The following is a 25,158-nucleotide window of genomic DNA, read 5'->3' on the forward strand; positions in this document are numbered from 1 at the left end:
TTGCGAAACGTCGCCCCAACCAGCCGGGTCATGGTCGTGGCAACCATGGTCTCGATGGTCGCCTTCCTCGACACGACGGTGGTGAACCTGGCGCTGCCGGCCACCGCGCGCGACCTCGGCGGCGGGCTCTGTTTGCAGCAGTGGATCGTCGACGGTTATCTGCTGGCGCAGGCGGCCACGATCCTGCCCGGCGGCTCCCTGTCCGACCTGTTCGGGCGGGTGCCGGTGATCCGCCTGGGACTGGTGGCCTTCGGGACGGGTTCGGTGCTCGCGGCCGGCGCCCCCACGCCGGTGATGCTGATCGCCGGGCGCATCGTCCAGGGTCTCGGCGCCGCGTTTCTGGTGCCCGGGTCGCTTGCGTTGATCAATTCGACGTTCGATCGCGGGGAGCGCGCGACGGCCATCGGCACCTGGACCGCGTGGACGGGCACGGCGTTCGCGCTCGGCCCGCTGCTGGGCGGCCTTGCGGTCGACTTGCTGAGTTGGCGATGGATCTACGTCCTGTCGGCCGTTCCGATGGTCATCGGTTTCGCGTTGACATTCTGGCTGCACCCGATGCCGCGGCCGGCCCAGCGCGTCCGCGTCGACGTCACCGGTGCGGTCCTGTCGGCCGTGGGGCTGGCCGCCACGGTGTATGCCCTGATCGAATCGCGCGAGCACGGCTGGTCCGATCCCCGCGTCGCCGCCTCGCTGTGTGTGGGCGTCGCCGCGCTGGTCGCGTTTGCGGCGTGGCAGCGCCGCGCCCCGCACCCCCTGGTGCCGCTCGGGCTGTTCCGGATTCGCAATTTCGCGGGTGCCAATGTGACCACCGGCTTCGTCTACGGCGCCATCACGATGGGCGCGCTGGCGGTCGCTCTGTACACGCAGGAGGTCGCCGGTTATTGCGCGACCGTCGCGGGATTGGCCACGCTACCCACGCCGATCATCTCGTTCCTGTTCGCTAAGCGCGTCGGCAGGCTCGCCGCACGCATCGGGCCTCGGATCTGTTTGACGACGGGCCCGCTGCTGGCCGGGTTGGGGCTGCTGCTCATCCGTCCCGGTCACGGGTTCAACATCGTCACGCACCTGCTGCCCGGGACGATCGTGGTGGCCGTCGGTTCGGTGCTCACCCTGACGCCGCTGGCCGCGGTGAATCTGTCCTCGGTCGACGCGGCCCGCAGCGGGGTCGCGGCGGCGCTGCAAAACGCCGTGGGCAGGACGTCGGCGCTGGGTTCCGTTGCCTGCGTGGGCCTGATCGCGGCCGGCACGCTGACGGACGCCAGCTTCGCGCGGCTGCTGCACGTCGCCGCCGGCCTGTACTTCGTCGGCGCGCTGGTGGCCGGTCTCTTGGTCACCGGCCGCATCCATCCCGTCGAAGAGGTCCCCCGCAAAGTCGCCGTCGGCGTGGCCTGACCGCATACACTCTGGCCGCATGACCGAACGCCGCACCGCCGTCGATGTCGTCAAGGGAATCGACCTGTCCGGCAAGACATGTGTGATCACCGGTGCGTCGACCGGGCTGGGCCGCGAGTCGGCCCGAGCGTTGGCCGCCGCCGGCGCGCACGTCGTCCTGGCGGCGCGCAACCATGCCGCCCTGGCCGAAACGGTCGGATGGATAGCGCAGGACCTACCCGGCGCGCGTACCTCGACCGTGCATCTCGACCTGACCGCGCTGTCGAGCGTTCGCGCGGCGGCCGCGGCGATCACCGACATCGCGCCGGCGATCCACGTCTTGATGAACAACGCCGGGGTCATGTTCACCCCGTTCGGGCGGACGGCGGACGGGTTCGAAACCCAGATCGGGACAAACCATTTCGGCCATTTCGAGCTCACCCGGCTACTGACGCGTCCGTTGGCCGCCGCACAGGGCGCCCGGCTGGTCGTGCTGTCCTCCGGCGGGCACATCATGGGCGACGTCGACTTCGACGATCCCAACTGGGAGCGCCGCGACTACGACAAGTTCGTCGCCTACGGCGCGTCCAAGACGGCCAACATCCTGTACGCCAGGGAGGCCGACCGCCGCCTGCGCGACGCGGGCATTCGCGCCTTCGCCGTCCATCCCGGCACCGTGGCCACCTCGCTGGCGCGCTACATGTCCCACGAGGATTTCTCCAACCTCCGCAGGCTCGTCGCCGCCAACAGCGCGGCGCGCGGCGAACCGAGCGACGGCCGTCTCGACTTCCTCACACCGGATCGGGGTGCGGCCACGCAGGTCTGGGCCGCGGTCAGCCCGCAGCTCGCCGGCCGGGGCGGGCTGTACCTGGAAGACTGCCGGATCAGCGACGGGCTCGCCCCCCACGCGCGCGACGACCAACGCGCGGCTGACTGGTGGGCCCTCTCCGAGCGGTTGTGCGCGATCTAGTAGCACAGCCCGACGATGCGGGATTACCGGCTCGGCGGCAGCGGCTCCCACTCGCTCGCGAGCCGCGCGGTGAAGGACGGCGGCCGGCGCTCGAGGAAAGCGGCGACCCCTTCGCGCGCGTCGGCGGTGCCCATCACCCGTTGGTGCAGCCGGGTTTCCAGAGCCGCGACCTGGCGCGGGGTGTAGCCGTTGATCGCGGTGTCCCACAGCAGCCGCTTGCACAGCGCCGCCGACATCGGCGCCACGTTGACCGCGATGTCGCGGGCCACCGCCACCGCGTGGTCGAGCACTTGGTCGGCGGGCAGCGCCCGGTTTGCGATGCCGAGCGTCACCGCCTCGGCCCCGCCGAAGGTCCGCCCCGTCAGCAGGATGTCCGCGGCCACCCCCAACGTGGTCAGCTGCGCAAGCGTCCAGTGCGCCATGCAGTCGGGGAGCACTCCCCGACGGACCTGCACCACACCGTATTTCGCGTCGCCGGCGACGATGCGCAGGTCCGCCTGCAGGGCGATGGTCAGCCCGATGCCGATCGCGTGGCCGTTGACGGCGGCGATCACCGGCTTGCGCAACTCGAACGCGGCCGGGGTGATCGGTGACGCCGAGAATTCCTCGCCCGGGGCGTCGAAAGGGCTTGTCTCGCCGGAGAAATCCGCCCCGGCACAGAATGCGCGCCCGGCCCCGGTCACAACGATGGCCCGGACGTCGTCGTCACCGTCGCAGTCGGAGTAGGCCCGGCCCAGCAGCGCGCCCATCTCGGCGGTGTAGGCGTTGAGGCGCTCGGGCCGATTCAACGTGAGCACCGCCACGCCCGCGTCGACGTCGACGGTGAGGTCGGAACTCATCGCAGCGCCGGCGTGCGGTGCAGGGCGCCGATCAGGTCCGCGACGTCCGCGGCGGCCGGCGAGTAACCCGGGAAATAGCAGCACACCTCGGCGGCGCGCTCTCCGAATCGGGCGGCGATCTGCCGTGCGCACTCCTCGGGCGTGCCGACGATCCCGATCCGGGCCACCATCTCGTCGCTGACGAGCCGGCGCATTTCGGGGAAGCGGGCCTGTTTGGACAGGGCATTCAGCTCGGGCTGGACGTCGGCCCAGCCCTCGGCCTCCAGCACGGGCAGGTAGGCCGGCGTCGAGCCGTAGAAGGAGATTAGCGACGCCACACCGCCGATCGCGGCGGCCAGGCCCGCCTCGTCGCGGCCGACGGCGACCATGGCCTGCACGACGATCTCGAAGTCCTCGGCGGATCGCTTGGAGCGCCGCAGGCCCTCTTCCACGGCGGGGAGGGTGCGTTCGGCGAAGTGGCGGGCGCTGTTGAACGGCATCACCAGCAGCCCGTCGGCCACCTCGGCGGCGGTGCGCGTCATCACCGGGCCCAGCGCCCCCAGCAGCACCGGCGGCGGCCCGAACGGGTTGGGCCCGGGATTGAAGTTGGGCGCCATGATGGTGTGGGTGAAGAATTCGCCGCGAAAGTCCAAGCGGGCGCGGCCTTCCCAGGCCGCGAAGATCGCCTTGATCGCCGAGACGGTTTCGGCCATCCGGGCCGCGGGCCGCTCCCACCTACTGCCGTAACGCTTTTCGATGTGGGCCTTCACCTGCGAGCCGAGGCCGAGCCGGAACCGCCCGCCGCTGTAGAGCTGCAGGTCGTAGGCGGCGTGCGCCAGGTGCAGCGGGCTGCGGGGCGGCGCGATCGCCACGTTCGTCATCAGGTCCAGTCCGGTGGTGCCGGCGGCGAGGATCAGCGGGAAGAACACGTCGTGCTGGCCCTCGAAGGTGAACAGGCCGTCGGCTCCGGTCGCAGCGATCTCGGCGGCGCTCGCCGCCGCGTCCACCGGTGAGCCGTCGACCTGCAGATGTACCTTCATCTACTCCCCTGTCGCGTCATTCGGAAAGCTGGAACTCCACCACCTCGGCGAGCGCGTCGACCGCCTCGCGCAGCGCCGCCAATCGCTCGGAGGCCGACGGCGCCGACAGCACCGTGTAGAGGTCGGCCGTGCCGATGGGGATGCGAGAGGCCAACGCGTACAAGCGTTGTCCGGGGTCGCCGGCCGGGTCCTCGCCCAGCAGCGCCGCGCGGTCCGGCAGCGCCACGCCGCGCGCGTCGGCGATCCGCTCGAACAGCGCCATCACCCTGTCCTCGACCTCGACCAGCTGGGCGGCCGTGACCGGATCGCCCGGCTCGTCGGGCCACGCGGTCACGGTCGCCCGCGGGTAGGGGTCGTCGGGCAACCACTCGGAGACCCGGATCCGTTCGCCGGTCCGGCACTGCATGGAGTACCGCCCGCCACCGTGGTCGACGCATTCGGTGATCTCGGCCAACACCCCGACGTCGTAACGCACCTCGCCGCCGCCGACCTCGCGTCCCCGCGAGATCAGCACTACACCGAACGGGTCGCCGGTGTCCAGGCAGTGCCGGACCAGCGCGCCGTAGCGCGGCTCGAAGATCCGCAACGGCAGGTTTTGGTCGGGCAGCAGCGCCGACTCCAGCGGGAACATCGCCAACTCCATCAGATCTCCAGCTCGGCCACCAGCGCGTCGACCACCGCCCGCAGGTCGCCATCGTGTTCCTCGGCCACCCGGCGTTGCCGTTGATAAGAGGCGCCCACCCTGGGGATCTCGGCCACCGCCGCCAGCTCGTCGACGCAGTCCAACGATTTCGCCACGGGCTCAAGCCGATTCAGCACGTCGTCGAGGTCCTCGGTGACGAGCCGCTCGTTGCTGTCGGCGTCCTGGATGATGATGGCGTCCAGCCCGTAGCGGGCCGCGCGCCACTTGTTCTCCTGGTTGTGCCACGGCGGCATGGTCGGCAACGTCTCGTCGGCTTCCAGCCTGCGGTCCAGGTCCACCACCAGGCAGTGCGTCAGCGCCACCAACGCGCCCAGCTCCCGCAGGTTGGACACGCCGTCACAGATCCGTACCTCGAGGGTGCCCAGGTGCGGCGAAGGCCTGATGTCCCAACGGACTTCGTCGACGTGATCGATGATGCCGGTCTTCTTCTGGTCGTAGACGAACCCCTCGAACTCCGGCCAGGTCTGGAACTGGAACGGCAGGCCGGCGGTGGGCAACTGCTGGAACATCATCGCGCGGTTGCTGGCGTACCCGGTGTCCACCCCGGTCCACCACGGTGAGGACGCCGACAGCGCCAGCAGGTGCGGGTAGTACTTCAGCAGGGACGTCATGATCGGCATCACCTTGTGCGCCGAGGAGATTCCGACGTGCACGTGCACGCCCCAGATCAGCATCTGCCTGCCCCACCACTGCGTGCGCTTGATCAGTTCGGCGTAGCGGGGCGCGTCGGTGAGCTTCTGGGTGGACCACTGCGCGAACGGGTGGGCGCCGGCGCTGAAGAGTTCGATGCCCCGGTCGCGGACGATCCGCTGCGCGGGCCCGAGGGTTTCCCGCAGATCCTCCATGGCCTCGCCGGTGGACCTGCAGACGCCGCTGACGACCTCGACCGTGTTGCGCAGCAATTCCTTGTGTACGCGCGGGTTTTCGCCGATCTCGGCGATCACCGCGGTGGCCTCGTTGCTCAGGTCGCGGGTCTGCGCGTCGACGAGCGCGAACTCCCACTCCACGCCGAGGGTCGGCCTCGGTGACCGGGCGAAATCGATGCGCGCGTGGGCCCTGTTAGCCGGCACCGATCACACCGCACGCGACCCGCTTGCCGGCGTCACCGGTGCTCATCGTCATCTGGTCGGGGCCCGGGGTGCCGTTGGCCTGGTTGTACCGCTCCGGCGGGATGTTGGCGAAGTTGTCGGCGCCGGCGTGGATGATGATCGCCGTCTTCTGGCCGCTGAGCAGGTCGTCCATGGCGAAGGCGTCCGTCGTGGTCATCAGCATCCCGGACCCGTCCTTGCGCACCTGGAGCGAGGTGAGGTCACCGCTGGCGGGCTCGGCGGCGTGCCCGGGCGTCTGGAAGTGCCCGCCGGCGGACAGGAAATCGCCCGGCGCGCCACCGGTCGGGGCGACGGAGTTGGGCTCGCACTTGCCGACCTTGTGGATGTGCACCCCGTGGAAGCCGGGCGAGAGCACCCCGTTGGCGGTCGTCTCGATGGTGACCGTGGCGTAGCCGTTGTTGAACTGGAACGAGGCGGTCGCGACCTGGGTGCCGTCGGGCGCCTTCAGGTGGGTGACGATGCTCGGCCCCGACGGCGCGGCGACGGGCCCGCCCTCCGGCGTGCCGGTTCCCGACGGCGCCGGCGAACCGGTCCACACCGCCGGCGTGGTGCCCGGGGACGTCGAGGCGTGCTGGGGCGACGAGCACGCGCCGAGCAGCGCGACCGAAGTTGCTGCGGAGAGCGCGGAAACGGTGACGGCGGCAGTGCGGTAACCAGCGAGCTGAGGCATAGCGGAAGCCTAGCCGCTGACGGGTCAACCCGTAACGAGGACGATGACCCCGGGCGGTTGCCCGGTCAGCGCCGGGATGCGCGGTTCGACGGGCGCGCCCAGGATTTTGCCGACCGCGTCCGCGGTGGCGTGCTCGTCGTCGGCGTCGGTGTAATACACCGTGGTGGCCGAGACGTCGGGCACGGTCAGGTTGTCGACTTTGGTCACGTTGAAGCCGCCGGCCGTGAGCTGATCCTTGGTGCGCGACGCGACGCCCTCTTTTGTCGAGATGTTGTACACCTGCACCTCGGACCGGTTGGCCGCGGGCTTAGTGCTGGTCGGCGTGGCCGACGTGCTGGTGGCGGACGACGTGGACACCGCCGAGGCCGAGTCGTCCTCGGAGCTGCCGGACGACCCCAGCGCCTGCCAGCCGAGCAGCAGGAATACGACCCCCAGGAACAACAGCACCATCACCATCGCCCGCAGGGGCAGCCCCGTGGAGTCGGGGACTCGCTCTTTCATCGAGCCCACTGTAGCGAGTCAGGTCACCTCGAAGCCGAGGCGCCGCGCCGCCCGCGCCTTCTGCCGGCTGGCCCGCAGCCGCCGCAGCCGCTTCACCAGCATCGGGTCCGCGGCCAGCGCCTCGGGCCGGTCGACGAGCGCGTTGAGCACCTGGTAGTAGCGCGTCGCCGACATCGAGAACAGCTCTTTGATCGCTTCCTCTTTTACGCCCGCGAATTTCCACCACTGACGTTCGAAGGCGAGGATGTCGTGTTCGCGGCGGGTGAGGCCATCTGCGATCTCGGCATCGTCCCCCGATCGATTTGCCCGCGCCATGGCGCTGTCCATATAGCTTCCCCTGGACCCTTCCGGCGATTCTCGGCTGCTGTAGATGACTTGACTTACCTGAGGGCGTGTTTCGGCGAATATTGAATCACGGCGCAAACCCTCAAGCCGTCATCCAGACCCGCGAGTCGGCCGATTGGCTCAGATTGCCCGGAGAACACGGCCGGCTTCCGCCCGTGCGGGCGTGCGGTAGCTTAGCCGACCATGGCAGTCGTACCGATCCGGATCGTCGGGGATCCGGTCTTGCACACCCCGACGCAGCCGGTGCCGGTCGGCGCCGACGGATCGCTGCCGCCGGACCTGGCGGAGCTGATCGCCAACATGTACGACACCATGGATGCCGCACACGGAGTCGGCCTGGCCGCCAACCAGATCGGCGTCGGGTTGCGCGTCTTCGTCTACGACTGCGCCGACGACCGGGGCCGGACCGACCGGCGCCGCGGCGTGGTCGTCAACCCGGTGCTGGAAACCTCCGAGATCCCGGAGACGATGCCCGATCCGGACAACGACGACGAGGGCTGCCTCTCGGTCCCCGGCGAGTCGTTTCCCACCGGCCGCGCCAGCTGGGCGCGCGTCACCGGCCTCGACGCCGACGGCAAGGCCGTCGAGCTCGAGGGCACCGGCCTGTTCGCGCGCATGCTGCAGCACGAGACCGGGCATCTGGATGGCTTCCTGTACCTGGACCGGCTGATCGGTCGCCACGCCCGCAGCGCGAAGCGCGCCGTCAAGTCGCACGGCTGGGGCGTGCCGGGGCTGTCGTGGCTGCCGGGCGAGGGGCCGGACCCCTTCGGTCACTGATGTTCTCGTGGCCGGAGTTGGGCACGCGGGTGACGCTGCGCTACCGGCGCCCCCCCGGCTCGGTCCCGCCCCTGACCGACGCCGTGGGCCACCTGCTGGCGGTCGACCCGGTGGTGCGGGTGCGGACCAAGACGGGCGCGGTCACCGAGGTGTTGCCCGACGACGTGGTCGCGCTGCGGGTGCTGACCGACGCCCCGGTGCGCACCTCCGAAATCCGGGCGCTGGAGCGCGCGGCCGCCGACGCGTCGCCCGGCGTGGAACGCGCGTGGCTCGAGGGCTGGCTGCTACGCGCCGGGACCGGCGTGGATCTCGCTGTGCCGCTGGATGTTTCGGCCCGAGCAAGCGCCATTGCGGCGATCGCGGACTGGTATGAGCGCCGCGGCATGACGGCGCGCCTGGCGATACCCGATCGCTTGTTGCCGCTGCCGCCGGGGCTGAGCGCCGAACGCACAGAACGCGTCTTGGTGCGTGACGTCTCGGCGCCGGCGCGGGACGGCACGCGCTGGGTGGGCCTGCCGACGGCCGGCGACGACCCGGCCACCTACGAAGCGCAGTTGGCCCTGGCCGCGGCGCGCGGCGCGACCCGGGCCTATCTGGTCGTTGCGGACGATGACACCGGCATGCTGCGACTGGCCGACGCGCTGGGCTTCCGGGCGCACCACAGCCGCCGCTACTTTCCGGCCCGCTCCCCCGCCTGGGATACCGTCTAGCGATGCACGATGGCGGCGACCCGCAGCACCCGGCTCCGCCGCCCTTGCGATCGCCGCAGATTGATGGCGGCGACCCGCAGCGCCCGGCTTCGCCGCCCTTGCGATCGCCGCAGATTGATGGCGGCGACCCGCAGCGCCCGGCTTCGCCGCCCTTGCGATCGCCGCTGCGGCTGGCCACCTGGAACGTGAACTCGATTCGCAGTCGCCTGCCCCGCGTCCTCGACTGGCTGGCGCGCGCCGACGTCGACGTGCTGGCCATGCAGGAGACCAAATGTTCCGACAGCCAATTTCCCACGCTGCCGTTTTTCGAACTCGGCTACGAGGTGGCGCATGTCGGCTTCAATCAGTGGAACGGCGTGGCGATCGCCTCGCGGGTGGGCCTCGACGACGTGCAGATCGGATTCGACGGTCAGCCCACCTGGAGCAGCAAACCGGAGGTGGCAGCCACGGCCGAAGCCCGCGCGCTGGGCGCCACCTGCGATGGCGTCCGGGTCTGGAGCCTGTATGTGCCCAACGGCCGCGCGCTGGGCGACCCGCACTACACCTACAAGCTGGAATGGCTTGCCGCGCTGCGTGATACGGCGGCGGGGTGGTTGCGCGACGACCCCACCGCGCAGATCGCACTGGCCGGCGACTGGAACATCGCCCCGACCGACGACGACGTCTGGAGCACCGAATACTACGTCGGCGCCACCCACGTCTCCGAGCCGGAGCGCCGGGCGTTCGGCGCCATCGTCGAAGCCCAATTCACCGACGTGGTAAGGCCTTTCACGCCCGGTCCGGGGGTCTACACGTACTGGGACTACACCCAGCTCCGGTTTCCGAAACGGCAAGGCATGCGCATCGACTTCATCCTGGCCTCACCGGAATTGGCCACCCGCGTGACGGACGCCCAGATCGTGCGCGACGAGCGCAAGGGAAAGGCCGCCAGCGATCACGCACCGGTGCAAATCGACATAAGGCGAGGCTAAATCGCGTTGAACTCGTTCGCGCCGCGCCCATAACCAGGTTAAGCTCAGGCAAATTAAATGCGACTGCTCGTTGTCTGCGCGTTTGCAAGGTGGCAGGCTTTGATTTTGTTAGAACCGACGAACAGTGTTTTTTTGCCGTTAACGACGCGTTCAGCGGGTATAGCTCACCGGTGACGCGCGTTCGCGGCAAGGGCAGGAAAGCCAAGGAGTCATGATGAGTGTCATCGGCGGGGCAGTCCGAGGGGTGGGTCAAGCGGTGAATCGCGCGGCAAGCGCGACGCCCGCGGCCGCCGGCGCCGTGGGTGGCGCGGCGGTGAACGGAGTCATCGGCGGCGTCACGGGGGCCGCCGAGGGCATCAAAAAGGGAATGAGCAGCGGCAGCCACTCGACGCCCGCGGCGGCGGTGGCCATCGGCGCGCTCGGCGTCGCGGGGCTGGTCGAGTGGCCGGTGCTGTTGGCGGTGGGCGGCGGTGCCCTGTTGCTGCAACGGCTGAGCCACCGGAACGGATCGGGCAACCCGGCGCCCAAGGCCAGCCTCAAGGCCGTGCCCGCGGAACCGGCGGAGCAGAAATCGGCGCCGCAGAAGGCGGCGCCACAGAAGGCGGCCGGCAAGTCGACGGCCAAGAAGGCGGCCGGGCGCCGGGCGGGCGGCACCGCGCTGCGTAGCACCAACTAACGGGACCGTTCGAAGCCGCTTTGAGCATTGCGACAGCGATACAACGATCTATGCCGTTGCGCGCCGTCGCGACGGGCATCCAGGCCACCACCTCGCTCGTCGAGGCCGGCATCACCATCGCCGCGATTCCGCTGCGCGAGGGCGCAAGGGCGATCGCGGGCGATCTGCCCCAGGAGAGTCCGGCAACACTGAGCCGCCGCTGCTGGCGCGGCGCCGAACGCGCCTGGATCGAGGTGCGGGGGCTGGACGGCGCTTCAGGTGACGAGCTCGGACGCTCGGTGCTCGACGCGCTGCTGGCCCACCCCGGCGTCGCATCCGCCGTCCTGAACTATCCGCTGTCGCGCGTCGTGGTCACCGTCTGCGACGCGGACACCTCGCTGCGCGACCTGTGCCGCATCGTCGACATCGCCGAGAAGCGTTGCGGCGCAGCCGAACCGCTGGCGCCCCCGACGAGCCTGCCGGGTGACGGCGTGGTGCTGGCGACCCGGGCTGCCACCGCGGCCGCCAGCGCGGCCGGGCTGGGCCTGGCGCTGACCGGCCGCGCGCTGCGCTGGCCGCGGATGCCGATCGGCGTCCTGGCGGGCGTGGTCGCCGTCGACTACCAACCGTGGCTGCGCCGCCTGCTCGAAGACCGCATCGGCCGGCCCGCGACCGACACGGCGCTGACCCTGGCCCTGACGGCCGCGGAAACCGTCACCCAGTCCCCCGCCTCGTTGTCCGTGGGCCTGCTGATGCAGTCGCTCAAGGCCGCCGAATGCCGCGCGGAGGCGCGCGCCTGGGTACACCACGAACCTCAGCTGGCCGGCCACGCCGACCATCCGCGCACCGACCCGTCGGCGGCGGCCAAGCCGCCGCGCGGCAGGCCGGACGACCACCACGCCGGCCGGTTCGCGCTCGTCCAGGCGGTCAGCGCCGGGATCGTCGGCGCCACCACCCGCAACCTCAACCAGGCGGCCCTGGCGGTCCTCGTGACCACCCCGGCGGCCAACCGCACGACGCCGGAGGCCTTCGCCGCGGCGCTGGGCCGGGGGCTGGCCGACCGGCACGCGGTCCTGGCGCTGCGCCCGGAGGCGCTGCGCCGCCTGGACCGGGTCGACGCGATCGTCATCGATCCCCGGGTGTTATGCACCACGAGCTTGCGGGTGTCGCTGATTCGCGGCGCTTCCGAAGCCGAGCTGCCCGCCGCGTGGTCGCGCGCCCAGCTGATGCTGGAGAAGAACCGGTTGCGCCCGGGCTGGCATCCGGTGCCCGCGATATCGCCCAGCGCGCCGGACGCGGAAGTCGAGGCGCTGTTCTGCTTCACGCACGACCCGTTGGCGTCGGCCGTCGTCGGCGAGGCACACCGGACGGGATCGGAACTGGTTTCGGTCGAGGACGATTCGCTGGGCGAGCTGCGGCCCGCGTTCGACGAGATCCGGCCGCTGGGGCGGGGTTCCGTCGACGACGCGCTGGCCGGTGCCGTGGCGGACCTGCACGAGGCGGGCCGCACAGTCGCCGTGCTGTCATCGCCGGGGGCGCAAGCCATTTGGTCTGCCGACGTGGCGCTTGGCATGATGCCCGAGCCCGGCGACGGTCCCCCGCCGTGGTACGCCGACCTGTTGCTGCCCGACCTGGGGGCGGCCTGGCGGGTGCTGCACGCGCTCCCGGCCGCCCGGGCCGCCGCCCAGCGCGGCGTCGGGATCTCGGCGGGCGCAACGGCGATGGGCTCGCTGCTGATGATCCCCGGTGTCCGTGGCATCGGACGCGGGCCGGTGACCAGTGGCGCCGCGGCCGGCGCGCTGTCGGGATACCTGCTGGCGCGCGGCATCATCCGGGCGGACACGCCCCGCCCGGCCCCCGTTCAGGAATGGCATGCGATGGCCGTCGAGCAGGTCCGCCGGGCGTTGCCGCCACCCGAGTCGGAGCCCGACGGCGACCCGAGGCGCCTGGCGCTGGCCACCCTCGGGGCCCCACAGCCGGAAACGCGCGCGCATGCCTTCCTGCAGTTCGTGGCCGCGGTCCGCGCCGAGCTGACCGACCCGCTGACCCCCGTGCTGGCGCTCGGCTCGGCGGCCAGCGCGGTGCTCGGCTCGCCGGTCGACGCCGTACTGGTCTTCTCGGTGCTGGCCGGGAACTCCATGCTGGCGGCAAGCCAGCGGCTGCGCGCCGAAAACCGGTTGAATCACCTTCTTGCACAACAGATCCCACCGGCCCGCAAGGTAATCGCCGACGCTGACGGGGAGCGGACGTATGCCGACGTCATCGCGGCGCAGCTCCAGCCCGGCGACGTCATCGAGGTGCGCACCCACGAGGTGGTGCCCGCCGACGCCCGGATCATCGAGGAGGTCGACGTCGAGGTCGACGAGTCGACGCTGACCGGTGAGTCGCTGTCGGTGGAGAAGCAGGTGGAGCCGACACCGGGCGCCGCGCTCGCCGAACGCCGCTGCATGCTGTACGCGGGGACGACCGTCGTCGCGGGAACCGCGGTGGCGGTGGTGACCGCGGTCGGGGCCGACACCCAGGAACGCCGCGCCGCAGAACTGGTCTCCGGTGACCTGTCGTCGGACATCGGCCTGCAGCATCAACTGAGCCAGCTCACCAACCGCGCCTTCCCGGTCAGCATGACCGGCGGCGCGCTGGTCAGCGCGCTGGCGCTGCTGCGGGGCTCGGTGCTGCGCCAGGCGGTCGCCAGCGGCATCGCCATCGCCGTGGCGGCGGTGCCCGAGGGCATGCCGTTGGTGGCGACGCTGGCGCAGGCGGCGTCGGCGCGGCGGCTCACCAAATTCGGCGCGCTGGTGCGCGTCCCGCGCTCGGTGGAGGCGCTCGGCCGCATCGACGTGGTCTGCTTCGACAAGACCGGAACGCTCAGCCAGAACCGGTTGCGGGTGGCCGAAGTGGTTGCGGCGCCGAGCGCTTCGCGCGAGGAGGTGTTGCGCTGCGCCGCGCACGCCGCCCCGCCGTCCAACGGCGGCCCGCACGCGCACGCCACCGATGTCGCGATCCTCGAGGCCGCCGCGTCCGTCAACGGCCACAGCTCAAGCGCACCCGTCGCGCACCTGCCGTTCCGCTCCGGCCGGTCCTTCTCGGCCTCCGTGACGGACACCGAACTGGCCGTCAAGGGCGCCCCCGAAGTCGTGTTGGCCGCCTGCGGCGACGTGGGCCCCGCCCTGGAGGAGACGGTGGCCTCGATGGCCGGCCGGGGGCTGCGGGTGATCGCGGTGGCGCGGCGGCAGCTGAGTTCCGCCCAGGCCCAAGCCATTCGGCAGGATCCCGACGAGATCGCCGACTTCGCCCGCGACGGGCTGACGCTGACCGGGTTCCTCGGCCTGTCCGACACACCGCGCGCCGAGGCGGCGGGCCTGCTCGCGGATCTGCGCCGGCTGTCGGTGGGCGTCAAGCTGATCACGGGCGACCACCCGATCACCGCCCAGGCCATCGCCGAGGAGCTCGGGCTCAGCGTGACCGCCGAGCAGGTGATCAGCGGCGCCGAGTGGGATGCGTTGTCCCGCAAGGATCAAGAGCGCGTCGTGACCGAGCGGGTGATCTTCGCCCGGATGACACCGGAGAACAAGGTCCAGGTCGTTCAGACCCTCGAGAGCGCGGGGGTGCGCACGGCGATGGTCGGGGACGGGGCCAACGACGCCGCCGCCATTCGGGCGGCCACGGTCGGCATCGGCGTCGTCGCCGGCGGCAGCGACCCGGCGCACATGGCCGCCGACGTGGTACTGGTCGACGCCCGCATCGAGGGCCTGCTGCACGCCATCGAAGAGGGACGCCAACTCTGGCAACGGGTGCAGGCCGCGGTGTCCGTGCTGCTCGGCGGCAATGCCGGCGAGGTGTTGTTCGCCATCGTCGGCAGCGCGATAACCGGGACCTCACCGCTGAACACGCGGCAGCTGCTGTTGGTGAACATGATGACCGACGCGCTGCCGGCCGCGGCCCTCGCGGTGAGCAAGCCCAGCGGCCCGGTCGACCCGGGCATCCGGGGCCCGGATCAGCCCGCGTTGTGGCGCGCCGTCGCCATCCGCGGCGTCACCACGGCGGCCGCGACGACGGCGGCGTGGGCGATGGGCAGCGTCACCGGCCGCCCGCAGCGCGCGTCCACCGTGGCGCTGGTCGCGCTGGTGGGCGCCGAGCTGGGTCAAACGCTGCTGGATTCACACGCCCCGCTGGTGGTGTTCACCGCGGTGGGATCGCTGGCCGCGATGGGAACGCTGATCAGCATCCCCGTGGTCAGCCAACTGCTGGGATGCACACCGCTGGGTCCGGTCGGCTGGGCGCAGGGGCTGGGATCCGCCGCTGCGGCGACCGTCGCGATCGGGATTGCGAATCGTGCGCTGACGGGTCCGGACAAATCCGTCGCGGCCCCCGGTGAGGTGGGTGAACCTCTACGACCCCGGCCCGCCACAGCAGCGCATAGAGTTCCTGTAACGGCACCTTCAGCACCCGAGCAATAGAGGAAACTAGCGGATCGCCCCCGGCGTCGGTCATCGTCGACATAAGTCCGACGGTGGCCGCAGCACCCGGCGAGGCGGCAAACCCTTCGTTACTGAAAGGCAAATGATGGCGGAAAAGAAGTCACGCAGGGGAACGTCGCAGCGCGAGGCGGTGGAAAAGATCCGCGAAGGCGAGACGTTCGTCGTCAACCTTCCGGTCGTCGGCCAGATGGAGATTCCGCGGCCGGAGCAGCTGGCCTACTTCGGGGGCCTGGCCGCCCTGGCGGCGTTCGAACTCATCGACTGGCCGGTCGCCGTGGTCATCGCCGCTGGACACTTCCTGGCCGCCAACCACCACAACAAGCTCCTCGAAGAGCTCGGCGAGGCGATGGAAGAGGCCTGACCAGGCCTAACCGCTCCGGACGGCCCGGTCGAACCGCAACGTGACCCTGGTGCCCCCCGCGGTGCGCAGCGTGTCGACGTGATCGGCCAGCCCGCCGATCAAGGTCAGACCGCGGCCGCGCCGCCGGCTGCGCAGGCTGGCCGAGGAATCGCCCACCCACCGGCCGGTGTCGCTGATCGTGACGGCCAACGTGTGCTGGCGCAGGAAGGCCTCCACGGACACCGTCCGGCGCGGCTCGCCGTCGCTGCCGTGCTCAATCGCGTTGGTCACGGCTTCGCCGGTCGCCAGCAGGATGTCCAGCTCGCGCTTGGGGTCGACGGCCATGCCGGCCAGCCAGTTGCGTAGCCGGTCGCGCGCGACGGGAATCTGCCCCGGCGCAGCCGTGACCACGGTGGCGAAGCTGCGTGGGGTCTCGTGGCACGCCCGGAGCGCGAGCAGGACGACGTCGTCGCGGTAAGCGGTGGGCGGGGCCATCCGGGACAGCACCTCGGCGCAGACCGACTCGACGGGAAGGTCGACGCAGTCCGCGGCCGCGGCCCGCAGCCGGGCCAAGCCGTCGTCCAGCGTCTCGCCGACCCGCTCGATCAGGCCATCGGTGTACAGCAGGATCAGGCTCCCGGGTGGCAGGTTCGCCGTCGCGGTGGCGTCGGCCGGGTAGCTCTCGGCGTCGTGTTCCTTGATGGCGACCGGCAGGCGCCGGCCCGCGGTCAGGAACAGCGCGCGACGGTCGGGGTACACCACTAGCGGGTAGGGGTGGCCGGCGCAGCTGTAGCTGACGGTGGCGCAACCGGTGTCCGGCTCCGTCTCGACGAGGGCGTAGGCCACCGTCGCGCAACGCGCCCCCGCGACGCTGGCCCCGTACCGGTCCAGCGCACCCAGCACCGCGCCCGGTTCTCCCGCCGTCAGGGCCGAGGCCGCCACCGCGGCGCGCAGCCTGCTCATCACGATCGCGGCGGCCAACCCGTGGCCGACGACGTCGCCCACCGATATCGCGACCCGGTGGGTGCGATCCAGCGGCGTGACCGAATACCAGTCCCCGCCTACGCGCATCGCCTCGCCCGCGGGCTGATACACGGCGGCCACCACCGCGGCCGTCGAGCCGCGGTCCAGGTCCAGCAGCTGCTCCTGGAAGTCGACCGCGATGCGGTGCTCGCTCGCCAGGACGCGGACCCGGTCCACGGCCGAGGACGTCAGCTCGGCCATTCGGCCGAACGCATCGAGTTCGGCGGCGTCGAATTCGCGCGGCGTGGGCCACAGCAGGATAAGCACCCCGACGACGCGATCCGCGTGATCCCGCAACGGGTGGGCCACGCAGGCGCGAACGCTGCCGGCGGTGTCCTGCACCGCGTGCTGGTAGCGCGGCGGCAGGTCGAACGTGTCCGGGACCACCATCGACTCGCCGGTGCGCACGACGTCGGCGCCGACCACCGGGGAGTCGAGCGTGGTCACGTGGTAGCGGTCGCGCAGTTCGCCGGGCAGGTGGCCGGCGTATTCGAACCGGATGTGGCGTTCGCCGTCGAAGATGCCGATCGTGACGGTGGCGGCGTCGGCGGAGCCGAACGAGGATTCCAGCAAGGCGTCGAGGATCCCGGCGACCGTGTCGGCGGCCTGCAGCGCGGAGTCGAGCAGCACCAGGTCCGACGCCGCCGCGCGACGCTGGCGGTCGCGCTCGCGCGCCACCGCGGCCAGCCGCGACTTCACCCGGTCGATCAGCTCCTGGGAGCGGAACGGCTTGGGCAGGTAATCGTCGGCGCCACCGGCGTAGCCCTCGTCGATCGCCTCCGCCCCCGCCCGGGCCGACAGCATGAGGACCGGCGTGGCCGCCAGTTGCGGATCCGCGCGGATGGCCGCCACCAGTCCGAAGCCGTCGATGCCGGGCATCATGACGTCGGTGACGACCGCGTCCGGGCGCAGCTTCCGCGTCATCGCCAGCGCCGACTCTCCGTCGGCGGCGAGCACGGTCTCCCAATGGGCCGACAGCACCCGATCGAGATGGTGCCGCATGTCGGCGTTGTCGTCGGCGATGAGCACCAGCTGGCGCGACCTCTCGGGCGCGGGAGCCGGCCCGTCGCCCCCCGAGACGGGCGTGAGCCATTGCCGGGCCTCGGCCACATAGGGGTTGCTCTCGTCCAGCTGGCCGGCCGTCGCCTGATCCGCCTCGGTACCGATCGATCGCGGCAGCCGGACGGTCACCGTGGTCCCCCGGTCCAGTTCGCTGTCGATCTCCACGGTTCCGCTGTGCAGCTCGACGAGCCCGCGCACCAGCGAGAGCCCGATGCCGGTGCCCTCCACGCTCCGGCCGCGCAGGTTGTCCGCGCGGTAGAAGCGGTCGAACAGGCGGTCGAGGTCTTCGGCGGCGATCCCCACGCCGGTGTCGCGCATGGTGACGACGCAATACCCGGGCTCGGCACGCACCTGGACCGAAATCGAGCCGCGCAGTGTGTATTTCACCGCGTTGGACAGCAGGTTCAGGATGATCGTCTCCCACATGCCCGGGTCGACGTCGGCCAGCACCGGGGAACAGTCGACGACGAGCTCGAGCCCCGCCCGGCGGCAGAGCTCGGTGAACGACGACGCGATGTGGGCGGTCAGCGCACCGACATCGGTGCATGCCAGCTTCGCGTTCGCGCGGCCGGCCTCGATGCGGGAGAAGTCGAGCAGCGATTCGACCAGGCGCTGCAGCCGCCGCGCGTTGCGGCCCGCCGTGCTCAGCCGGTCCGCCAGCACGCTGTCCGGCGCCGCTTCGGACAGCGCGTCGTCGAGCGGCCCGAGCAGCAGCGTCAGCGGCGTGCGGAATTCGTGGCTGACGTTGGTCAGAAACGCCGTCTTCGCCCGGTCCAGCTCGGCCAGCGCGTCGGCCCGCTGCCGTTGCTGCTCGTAGGAGACGATCTGCGCGAACGTCGACGTGAGCTGGTCGGCGAGCAGCTGGCAGAAGCCGCGGTACTGCGTGTCCAGCGGGCGGCGGGGACTGAGGCCGACCACCAGCGCCCCCGCGGCCGCCGCCTCGCCGAGCGGCAACACCAGGCCCTGTCGGGGACATTCCTCGCCGAAAAGCTCCGCGATACCCGGGACTACGTCCTCGAGCCGGTCGATGACGCGCGCCGCTCGCGCACGTGGCGTCTTGTCCCAACCGGTGAGCTCGGCCAGCGAGCCCGGCAGCAGGCGGCGGACGGCGGGCGTCGCCCCGCGCAGCGTGCTGTTGCGCGCGCCCTCCCCGTCGCCTGCCACATAGACGGCGATGAACGGCAGGTCCAGCGGTTGTGCCCCACAAACCGCGACGGCGCTACTCACCGCGTCGTCGATGGTGCGCGCGTCCATGACGGCGGTCGCCACCGCGTTGAGCAGGTGCAGCCGCCGCCCGCTCAAGACCCGGCCGGTCGTTTCGATCACCGCGCAGAAAATCGCGGTGACCGGGCCCTCGCCGCCGATGATGGGGCTGTAGGTGAACGTGAAGTAGCGCTCCTGCGACTGACCGGCCGTCATCAGCGGCAACATCAGGTCGTCGGACCACGTGGCGACGCCGGTCTCCATTACGCTGGTGAGCATCGGCGAGATCTGCGGCCAGATCTCCGACCACACCTGCTCGGCGCGCGAACCCAGGGCGGCTGGGTGTTTGTCCCCCAGGATTTGCGCGTAGCCATCGTTGTACATCAGGAACAGGTCGCCAGGGCAGAGCCAGAGCACGATGGGAAACCTCGAAGTGAGCGCGACCGCCACGGCCACCCGTACCTCGGCCGGCCAGTCGGCGGGCGACCCCAACGGATGGGAGGCCCAGTCGAATTCGGCGAACCGGCGGCCCATCTCCCCGCCCAAACCGACCGCAGCCGCAAGATCGGCCGGCAGCGCCGGGGTCATTGCGGTCGCTTGTGTTGCAGCGCCTCGGACAGCGTGGGGTAGATGTCGAAGATGCGGTCCAGCTCGGTCACCTGGATAGGGCGAAGCACGGGGTCGTGGTCCGCGACCAGCCTGACTGGCGTGCCCGCTTCCTTGCCCGCGTCGTGGCACTCGAGCATGGCGTTCAGCGCGGCGCTGCCGAAGAAGTCGACCGCTTGCAGGTCGATGACGACGAGCCGGGCCGGGTGTGACTCGGCCAGCTTGAGCGCGGCGTTCAGCTGGGCGTTGACCTCATCGACGGTACTGGAGTCGACACCACCCTTGACGCGCACCACAACCGCGTCATCGAGAGATTCGTGTTCCACCGCCAACAACTTCTGTGCCTTTCGCAACCGTTCCGACGCGGTGCGCGCCGCTCGCAGTGCCTAGGAACACTAACGGTTTGCGGGCCGGCGCGTTCGCGTATTCCACTGGTTACCCAACGGACTCGTCGGATATCCGTTCATGCACCGTCAGCAGGACGTGATCAAACTGACTCTGCACCGCGGATGTGGCGCCGTCCAACGTGGTGACCTCGGCGAGCAGTTGCCGGGCCAGCGACCGCAGCTTCACATTGGTCTCCTGCGACCGCCACTGCAGCACCCGGAAGGCCTGCTCGGCGCTGACCCGATACACGTACATCAGCACCCCCTTCGCCTGCTCGATCGCCGCGCGGCTTTCGAACAGGTCGGGCAGTGCCTCGTCGAGCACCTCCTGGCGGGTCTCGTCCAAGGTGTTGGTGAGGTCGATGTAGTAGCCGGCGGTGCCCACCACGGCGCCCGACTCGTCGTGCATGCGGTCGGCCACCACGATCGCGTCGTGGACTCTGCCCGCCGTGTCGAGGAACCGGTGCCGGCTGGAGAACGACTCCGCGGACTCGAGCGCGTAGTCGAGCACCTCCTGGACGTGCCGACGGTCGTCGGGGTGCTTGTGCGACAACAACAGCTTCGTCGTCGGCTCGACGGTCCCCGGTTCGTATCCGTGCATCCTGGCGACCTCGTCGGACCACTCCCAGCGCTCGCCGATGAACCAGAACCGGAAGGCGCCGACGTTGAGATAGCGGGCGACCGCCTCGACGGGGCCCAGCTGTTGGCCGCGGGCACCGGCGGGTGTCGACCCGTCCGTCTCCCCTTGCTCTTGCACGTTTGCATTTTTCCATTCGGCGGATAAACCCGGCTACCGCCCCGGCGGATTGGCCGCCCACCTGCCGAGTGGCCTGGGGTGGGGGTAACGTCGCGGGCGGAACATCCAAATACGCGGGAGCGCACGTCGAATGCGCTGAGAGGACGGCTTGCGGCCGTCGACCGTACGAACCTGACCGGGTAATGCCGGCGTAGGGAGATGAAGAAATGACCGATGTACTTTCCAAAGCCGTCGAGGCGTCCGTCACCACGGGACCGATCGCGGGCAGCAGCAAGGTCTACCGCGAGCTGGACGGCGGTGCGCGCGTGCCGTTCCGGCGCGTGCACCTGTCCACCGGGGACCACTTCGACCTGTACGACACCTCTGGCCCGTACACCGACCCGGACGCGGTGATAGACGTGACGGCCGGGCTGCCGCCGCGGCCCGGGGTGGTCCGCGACCGCGGCACCCAGTTGCAGCGGGCCCGGGCCGGCGAGATCACCGCCGAGATGGCATACATCGCCGCCCGCGAGGACATGCCCGCCGAGCTGGTGCGCGACGAGGTCGCGCGCGGCCGCGCGGTGATCCCCGCCAACCACAACCACCCCGAGATCGAACCGATGATCATCGGCAAGGCCTTCGCGGTGAAGGTCAACGCCAACATCGGCAACTCCGCGGTGACGTCGTCGATCGCCGAGGAGGTCGACAAGATGGTGTGGGCCACCCGCTGGGGTGCGGACACCATCATGGACCTGTCCACCGGCAAGAACATCCACGAAACCCGCGAGTGGATCCTGCGCAACTCCCCCGTCCCGGTCGGCACCGTGCCGATCTACCAGGCGCTGGAAAAGGTCAAGGGCGACCCGACGGAACTGACGTGGGAGATCTACCGCGACACCGTGATCGAGCAGTGCGAGCAGGGCGTGGACTACATGACCGTGCACGCCGGCGTGCTGCTGCGGTATGTGCCGCTGACCGCCAAGCGGGTCACCGGGATCGTGTCGCGCGGCGGCTCGATCATGGCGGCCTGGTGCCTGGCACATCATCGGGAGTCGTTCCTCTACACCAACTTCGAGGAGCTCTGCGACATCTTCGCCCGCTACGACGTCACCTTCTCGCTCGGTGACGGGTTGCGGCCGGGCTCCATCGCCGACGCCAACGACGCCGCGCAGTTCGCCGAGCTGCGCACGCTGGGCGAACTGACCAAGATCGCGAAAGCCCATGGCGCACAGGTGATGATCGAGGGCCCCGGGCACGTCCCGATGCACAAGATCGTCGAGAACGTGCGGCTCGAAGAGGAGCTGTGCGAGGAGGCCCCGTTCTACACCCTGGGCCCGCTGGCCACCGACATCGCACCGGCCTACGACCACATCACGTCGGCGATCGGCGCGGCGATCATCGCCCAGGCCGGCACCGCGATGCTGTGCTACGTGACACCCAAGGAACACCTCGGGCTGCCGGACCGCAAGGACGTCAAGGACGGGGTGATCGCCTACAAGATCGCCGCCCACTCCGCAGACCTGGCCAAGGGCCATCCGCGGGCCCAGGAGCGCGACGATGCGTTGAGCACCGCACGCTTCGAGTTCCGCTGGAACGACCAGTTCGCGTTGTCGTTGGACCCCGACACCGCACGGGAATTCCACGACGAGACCCTGCCTGCCGAGCCCGCCAAGACGGCGCACTTCTGCTCGATGTGCGGGCCCAAGTTCTGCTCCATGCGGATCACCGCCGACGTTCGGGCCTACGCCGCCGAGCACGGGCTCGACAGCGAGGAGGCGATCGAGGGGGTCATGAACGAGGGCATGGCCGAGAAGTCGCGCGAGTTCGCCGAGCACGGCAACCGGGTGTACCTGCCGATCAGCCAGCAGTGATCCAACCGCTCCCGGTGCTGCCGCTGGCACCCCCGGGCGCCACGCCGCTGCGCGTGCTGTCCATCGCCGGGTCCGACTCGGGGGGCGGCGCCGGCATCCAGGCCGACATGCGCACCATGGCGCTACTCGGCGTGCACGCCTGCGTCGCGGTCTCCGCGGTCACCGTGCAGAACACGTTGGGCGTCAAGGGCTTTCACGAGGTGCCCGACGATGTCGTGGCCGCCCAGATCGAGGCGGTGGTGACCGACATCGGCGTGCAGGCCGCCAAGACCGGGATGCTGGCGTCGTCAACCATCATCGGCGCGGTGGCCGCCGCCTGGCGCCGGCTGGGTCTGACGGTCCCGCTCGTCGTCGATCCGGTGTGCGCGTCCATGCACGGCGACGCGTTGCTGGCTGCGTCGGCGCTGGATTCGCTTCGCGACCAATTGTTTCCGCTGGCCACGCTGGTGACGCCGAACCTCGACGAGGTGCGGCTGCTGGTGGGCGTCGACGTCGTGGATGTGGGGTCTCAGCGCGAGGCGGCCAAGGCCCTGCACGCGCTGGGGCCGCGGTGGGCACTGGTCAAGGGCGGCCACCTGCGGTCGTCGGATCGCAGCTGTGACCTGCTCTACGACGGTGCGTCCTGGTATGAGTTCGACGCCGAGCGGCTGCCCGGCGGCAACGACCACGGCGGCGGCGACACGCTGGCCACCGCGATCGCGTGCGCGCTGGCGCACGGCTACTCCGTGCCCGACGCGGTCGGGTTCGGGAAGCGGTGGGTCACCGAGTGCCTGCGCGCCTCCTATCCGTTGGGCCATGGACACGGGCCCGTCTCACCACTGTTTCGGTTGTCATGAACCTGGACCGGATCGCCGGTGTGGCGCACGAACCCGATCGGCCCGCCGCGGGTGTGGTGGTACTGACCCACGGCGCGGGTGGCAACCGGGATTCGCCGCTGCTGCAACAGGTTTGCGAGGAGTGGGCGCGGCGCGGCTGGCTCGCGGTCCGGTACAACCTGCCCTACCGGCGACGCCGCCCCAGCGGACCGCCGTCCGGCTCGGCGGCCGCCGACCGCGCCGGAATCGTCGAGGCGATCACGCTGTGCCGCGACCTCGCCGAGGGTCCGCTGATCGCAGGCGGACATTCCTATGGCGGCCGGCAGACGTCCATGGTGGTGGCCGACCGGGAGGCTTCCGTGGACCTGTTGACGCTGTTCTCGTACCCGGTGCATCCGCCGGGAAAGCCGGAGCGCGCGCGCACCGAGCACCTACCCGACATCAGGGTGCCGACCGTCTTCACGCACGGGACGTCGGACCCCTTCGGCACGCCCGAGGAGCTGCGCGCCGCCGCCGCACTGGTCACCGGCACCACGGCGGTCGTCGAGATCGCCGGCGCCCGGCACGATCTGCGGTCCAAGACGCTGAAGGTGGCGGCGCTGGCGGTCGAGGCCGCCCTCCAGTTGCTCGGGCGGAATTAGACAGTCTGGGCTGATCAGTCTAAACTGGCGTTGTGGACGGCATCGCTGAGTCCGCGGCCGCGGCGGCCCGCGACCTGCGGGTGGTGTTCAGCCGGCTGCGGCGTCAGTTGAGGGAACTCGCCACCGACGACGACCTGACTCCCTCGCAGACCGCGGTGCTGAACCGGCTCTGGAAAGAGGGGGCCTCATCGGCGAGTGTCCTGGCTGCGGCCGAACGGGTGCGTCCACAATCCATGGCCACGATAGTGGCCGCACTCGAGCAGCGGGGGCTCATCGAGCGCACGCCCGACCCGGAAGACGGCCGGCGGCAACTGATTTCGTTGACCGCAACGGGCCGGCGACGCGCGGAGAGCAACCGACAGGTCCGCGAGGAGTGGCTGGCGCGCGCCATCCACGAGCGGTATTCCGAACGCGAGCGTCGCGTCATCCTCGATGCGCTGACGCTGCTCGAGCGCTTGACCGAGTAACGAAAGGGCAAGGGCTGCCATGCAATTAGGTGTGCACTTCATCGATTTCCTGCCCGGCAACCCAGCGGCGCTGGGTCCGACGCTGGCCGATGCGGCCAAGGCCGCCGAACAGGGCGGCGCAACGCTGTTCACGCTGGCGGATCATTTCTTTCAGATGGAGGCGATGGGACGGGCGGAGGACCCGTTCCTCGAGGGCTACACGTCACTGGGCTTCCTGGCCGGACAGACGACCAAGATCGACCTGAGCCTGCTGGTCACCGGCGTCACGTATCGATACCCGGGAATGCTGGCCAAGGCGGTCACCACGCTTGACGTGCTGTCGCAGGGCCGCTCGGCGCTGGGGCTCGGCGCGGCCTGGTACGACCGCGAGCACCTCGCCCTCGGCTTCCCCTATCCGCCGGTGAGCCGGCGTTTCGAGATGCTCGAAGAGACGCTGCAGATCTGCCGTCAGATGTGGAGCGAGGACAACGGGCCCTACCGGGGCAAGCACTACCAGTTGGCCGAGACAATCTGTGAGCCGCAACCGATTCGGCGACCGCCGATCCTGATTGGCGGCGACGGCGAAAAGAAGACGCTACGGCTGGTCGCGCAGTACGCCGACATCTGGAACAGCACCGTGACCGATCCCGACGAGCTCAAGCACAAGATCGAGGTGCTGAACCGCCACTGCGAAACCGTCGGACGGGACCCGGGCGAGATCCGAAAGACGGTGGGCCTCTTCGTGAATCCGTTCGACGACCTCGACGGGTACTTCAGGACCGTCGAGCGCTTCGCCGAACTGGGCGTCGAGATGGTCAACGCCGGCCCATTCCCCGGCAACCCCGATCCCGTCGGCTTCATCCGGCGACTCGGCGACGACGTCATTCCCAGGCTCGACGAGATCGGTTGAC

General features: G+C 70.4%; 23 protein-coding genes, 1 pseudogene and 1 riboswitch. Of the genes and pseudogenes, 13 read left to right on the forward strand and 11 right to left on the reverse strand.

What is annotated here, in order from left to right; genetic code table 11:
• The first annotated feature begins 30 nt into the window (after positions 1-30).
• On the forward strand, positions 31-1,392 hold the full coding sequence (locus A5704_RS23425; protein WP_067755381.1) for an MFS transporter: 1,362 nt from the start codon (positions 31-33) through the stop codon (positions 1,390-1,392).
• Positions 1,393-1,411: 19 nt separating this feature from the next.
• A complete protein-coding gene (locus A5704_RS23430; protein ID WP_067755384.1) occupies positions 1,412-2,341 on the forward strand; it encodes an SDR family NAD(P)-dependent oxidoreductase in 930 nt (309 codons plus the stop codon).
• Between the two features lie 23 nt (positions 2,342-2,364).
• On the opposite strand, the gene A5704_RS23435 is transcribed toward A5704_RS23430, so the two are convergent.
• Genes A5704_RS23435 through A5704_RS23465 form a run of 7 tightly spaced genes read right to left on the reverse strand, consistent with a single transcriptional unit; the run spans position 2,365 to position 7,509 of the window.
• A complete protein-coding gene (locus tag A5704_RS23435) occupies positions 2,365-3,180 on the reverse strand; it encodes an enoyl-CoA hydratase/isomerase family protein (protein ID WP_067783609.1) in 816 nt (271 codons plus the stop codon).
• Positions 3,177-4,199, reverse strand: a complete 1,023-nt coding sequence (locus tag A5704_RS23440) for a TIGR03617 family F420-dependent LLM class oxidoreductase (RefSeq protein WP_067783612.1) — start codon at positions 4,197-4,199, stop codon at positions 3,177-3,179. Before A5704_RS23440 ends, A5704_RS23435 begins: the two co-directional genes overlap by 4 nt.
• Positions 4,200-4,215: 16 nt before the next feature.
• On the reverse strand, positions 4,216-4,842 hold the full coding sequence (locus A5704_RS23445; RefSeq protein WP_067783615.1) for an LON peptidase substrate-binding domain-containing protein: 627 nt from the start codon (positions 4,840-4,842) through the stop codon (positions 4,216-4,218).
• Positions 4,842-5,972 carry a glutamate--cysteine ligase gene (locus A5704_RS23450; RefSeq protein ID WP_067755396.1) on the reverse strand — a complete coding sequence of 377 codons (1,131 nt, stop codon included), beginning with the start codon at positions 5,970-5,972 and terminating at the stop codon, positions 4,842-4,844. Before A5704_RS23450 ends, A5704_RS23445 begins: the two co-directional genes overlap by 1 nt.
• The gene (locus A5704_RS23455) at positions 5,962-6,681 is read right to left on the reverse strand and encodes a superoxide dismutase family protein (RefSeq protein WP_067783618.1); all 720 of its coding nucleotides are present in this window, start codon (positions 6,679-6,681) and stop codon (positions 5,962-5,964) included. The genes A5704_RS23450 and A5704_RS23455 overlap by 11 nt, the downstream gene beginning before the upstream one ends.
• A 24-nt stretch (positions 6,682-6,705) precedes the next feature.
• Entirely contained in the window at positions 6,706-7,182 is a 477-nt protein-coding gene (locus A5704_RS23460; protein WP_067755403.1) for a LytR C-terminal domain-containing protein, read from the reverse strand.
• An 18-nt stretch (positions 7,183-7,200) separates the two neighbouring features.
• Entirely contained in the window at positions 7,201-7,509 is a 309-nt protein-coding gene (locus A5704_RS23465; protein WP_007167558.1) for a DUF3263 domain-containing protein, read from the reverse strand.
• A gap of 201 nt (positions 7,510-7,710) precedes the next feature.
• On the opposite strand from A5704_RS23465, the gene A5704_RS23470 reads away from it, so the two are divergent.
• From A5704_RS23470 to A5704_RS23490, 5 genes are all read left to right on the forward strand, one after another.
• Positions 7,711-8,304, forward strand: coding sequence for a peptide deformylase (locus tag A5704_RS23470; RefSeq protein WP_067755406.1), 594 nt, complete (start codon positions 7,711-7,713; stop codon positions 8,302-8,304).
• The gene (locus tag A5704_RS23475; RefSeq protein WP_067891320.1) at positions 8,304-9,014 is read left to right on the forward strand and encodes a GCN5 family acetyltransferase; all 711 of its coding nucleotides are present in this window, start codon (positions 8,304-8,306) and stop codon (positions 9,012-9,014) included. The genes A5704_RS23470 and A5704_RS23475 overlap by 1 nt, the downstream gene beginning before the upstream one ends.
• A gap of 164 nt (positions 9,015-9,178) precedes the next feature.
• Positions 9,179-9,985 carry an exodeoxyribonuclease III gene (locus A5704_RS23480; protein ID WP_067783627.1) on the forward strand — a complete coding sequence of 269 codons (807 nt, stop codon included), beginning with the start codon at positions 9,179-9,181 and terminating at the stop codon, positions 9,983-9,985.
• A 214-nt stretch (positions 9,986-10,199) separates the two neighbouring features.
• Positions 10,200-10,661: a hypothetical protein gene (locus A5704_RS23485; protein WP_067891340.1), complete on the forward strand. Its 462-nt coding sequence runs from the start codon at positions 10,200-10,202 to the stop codon at positions 10,659-10,661.
• A 50-nt stretch (positions 10,662-10,711) separates the two neighbouring features.
• Positions 10,712-15,097, forward strand: coding sequence for a cation-translocating P-type ATPase (locus A5704_RS23490; RefSeq protein WP_156675731.1), 4,386 nt, complete (start codon positions 10,712-10,714; stop codon positions 15,095-15,097).
• Here A5704_RS23490 and A5704_RS29885 read toward each other — a convergent pair.
• Positions 15,063-15,140 (reverse strand): annotated as a pseudogene (locus tag A5704_RS29885) (hypothetical protein); the annotation flags it as partial. The gene A5704_RS23490 and the pseudogene A5704_RS29885 overlap by 35 nt on opposite strands.
• Positions 15,141-15,203: 63 nt before the next feature.
• Between A5704_RS29885 and A5704_RS23495 the strand changes: the two are divergent.
• Positions 15,204-15,479, forward strand: coding sequence for a hypothetical protein (locus tag A5704_RS23495; protein ID WP_139273001.1), 276 nt, complete (start codon positions 15,204-15,206; stop codon positions 15,477-15,479).
• Between the two features lie 6 nt (positions 15,480-15,485).
• Here A5704_RS23495 and A5704_RS23500 read toward each other — a convergent pair whose 3' ends face one another.
• The 3 genes from A5704_RS23500 to A5704_RS23510 form a co-directional block, all read right to left on the reverse strand.
• Positions 15,486-19,334: a SpoIIE family protein phosphatase gene (locus tag A5704_RS23500; RefSeq protein WP_067891325.1), complete on the reverse strand. Its 3,849-nt coding sequence runs from the start codon at positions 19,332-19,334 to the stop codon at positions 15,486-15,488.
• Positions 19,331-19,687: an STAS domain-containing protein gene (locus A5704_RS23505; protein WP_067780681.1), complete on the reverse strand. Its 357-nt coding sequence runs from the start codon at positions 19,685-19,687 to the stop codon at positions 19,331-19,333. The genes A5704_RS23500 and A5704_RS23505 overlap by 4 nt, the downstream gene beginning before the upstream one ends.
• Positions 19,688-19,787: 100 nt before the next feature.
• Positions 19,788-20,438 carry a PAS and ANTAR domain-containing protein gene (locus A5704_RS23510; RefSeq protein ID WP_067755429.1) on the reverse strand — a complete coding sequence of 217 codons (651 nt, stop codon included), beginning with the start codon at positions 20,436-20,438 and terminating at the stop codon, positions 19,788-19,790.
• Positions 20,439-20,598: 160 nt separating this feature from the next.
• Positions 20,599-20,709, forward strand: a riboswitch (TPP riboswitch).
• Between A5704_RS23510 and thiC the strand changes: the two genes are divergently transcribed.
• From thiC to A5704_RS23535, 5 genes are all read left to right on the forward strand, one after another.
• The gene (gene thiC, locus A5704_RS23515; RefSeq protein WP_067891328.1) at positions 20,702-22,345 is read left to right on the forward strand and encodes a phosphomethylpyrimidine synthase ThiC; all 1,644 of its coding nucleotides are present in this window, start codon (positions 20,702-20,704) and stop codon (positions 22,343-22,345) included. It overlaps the preceding riboswitch by 8 nt.
• The gene (thiD, locus tag A5704_RS23520; protein ID WP_067891342.1) at positions 22,345-23,181 is read left to right on the forward strand and encodes a bifunctional hydroxymethylpyrimidine kinase/phosphomethylpyrimidine kinase; all 837 of its coding nucleotides are present in this window, start codon (positions 22,345-22,347) and stop codon (positions 23,179-23,181) included. The genes thiC and thiD overlap by 1 nt, the downstream gene beginning before the upstream one ends.
• Positions 23,178-23,801, forward strand: a complete 624-nt coding sequence (locus tag A5704_RS23525; RefSeq protein ID WP_067891331.1) for an alpha/beta family hydrolase — start codon at positions 23,178-23,180, stop codon at positions 23,799-23,801. Before thiD ends, A5704_RS23525 begins: the two co-directional genes overlap by 4 nt.
• A 32-nt stretch (positions 23,802-23,833) precedes the next feature.
• Positions 23,834-24,268, forward strand: a complete 435-nt coding sequence (locus A5704_RS23530) for a MarR family winged helix-turn-helix transcriptional regulator (RefSeq protein ID WP_067747883.1) — start codon at positions 23,834-23,836, stop codon at positions 24,266-24,268.
• 19 nt (positions 24,269-24,287) lie between these two features.
• Positions 24,288-25,157 carry an LLM class F420-dependent oxidoreductase gene (locus A5704_RS23535; RefSeq protein WP_067747881.1) on the forward strand — a complete coding sequence of 290 codons (870 nt, stop codon included), beginning with the start codon at positions 24,288-24,290 and terminating at the stop codon, positions 25,155-25,157.
• The last annotated feature ends 1 nt before the right edge of the window (position 25,158 follow it).

The organism is Mycobacterium sp. E735 (assembly GCF_001666955.1).
Lineage (GTDB): Bacteria > Actinomycetota > Actinomycetes > Mycobacteriales > Mycobacteriaceae > Mycobacterium.